Source organism: Endozoicomonas sp. ONNA2, assembly GCF_024606365.1.
Taxonomy (GTDB): Bacteria; Pseudomonadota; Gammaproteobacteria; order Pseudomonadales; family Endozoicomonadaceae; genus Endozoicomonas.
Genome location: NZ_JAHHPO010000859.1, coordinates 1 through 1098, shown reverse-complemented (window position 1 = coordinate 1098; position 1098 = coordinate 1). Strand labels below are relative to the sequence as shown.

General features: G+C 44.4%; 1 protein-coding gene. It reads left to right on the top strand.

Annotation, left to right across the window (positions count from 1 at the left end):
• Positions 1 to 88: 88 nt before the first annotated feature.
• On the top strand, positions 89 to 1098 hold a 1010-nt coding region (locus KDK14_RS15235; protein ID WP_257266026.1), incomplete at its 3' end, for a hypothetical protein.

Genomic DNA, 1098 nt, shown 5'->3' with positions numbered 1-1098 from the left:
ATTGATCCTTGAGAATGAGTGTGTTCAGCAAGTTTTCCTGTTGGTTAATGAAATAAATTTATTACATGTGACCGGATCTTCGGATCGAATGCATTTGACAGAACAGGCATCAGGCAGTGACCGTTCAGATGCCTGTCATTTACCTGCACCACCCAGTGACCGACGTCGAAGTGTTTCCCGTGAGAATCATTCTTTTTCTGGAGTTGACCACACACCGCAATATTTTACCTGCCATGTTAATGGTGAAGAAAAAACATTTGATTCGATTGATACGCTATTATCGGAGCAGACATTATTACGAAACTTCCGTGATAATGCCAGGTTATACAACGTGGACTCATATATCCCTGCTACCGATGCTATTCTTAAAATCTTAATTAAAGATAGCCAGGAGTGGACCGCTACGTTTCTATTAATTAATGATATTAAAAAAACGGTACCAACCACTAATGCGGATAGCAATGCGCAAAGATGTCTGGGGGCATCTCACCGTCGCTTTCTCCCCAGTTCGGCACTTCATGCCGTGGAGTTTGATAGAGAAGCGAGCGCAAGGTTCCTGCGGGAAACGATGTTTAACTTGCGTGAGGACCGAACGCCAGAGGATAGAATGACTGTACATGAAATTGAAAACCGCGAACAAACCCGACGTGCCCAACAGGATTGGGGCTGGCAGAGTCAGCGAGGTTCTACCTCGGCTATCGATAGCAATGTGCAAAGATGTCTGGGGGATTTTCACCGTCGCTTTCTTTCGGGTTCGGCACTTCACCACGCTATGGACAGGTTGCATGGAAAAGTGAATGCTGCTCGTGACCCAAACAATCAGCTGAAATTGAACTTATTACAAATCCTGGAAAATCTGCTGACACTGCCAGACGATCAGTGGGCCGATACCGGTGCAGAAATTGCCGGGATGATTGACGCTGCTTATGACCGCGATTGTCAGGATCACACATCAGAAATCATCGATCAAATCAAGACGCGAATGGCTTTCATTAATATCAAACGAGAACTGGAGGTGGGGGCTGATACTATCGAGATATTCGACCTGTTGAAGAAATTAAAATTATTTTTTAATGAGTCAGTACTCTACAAAGTAAT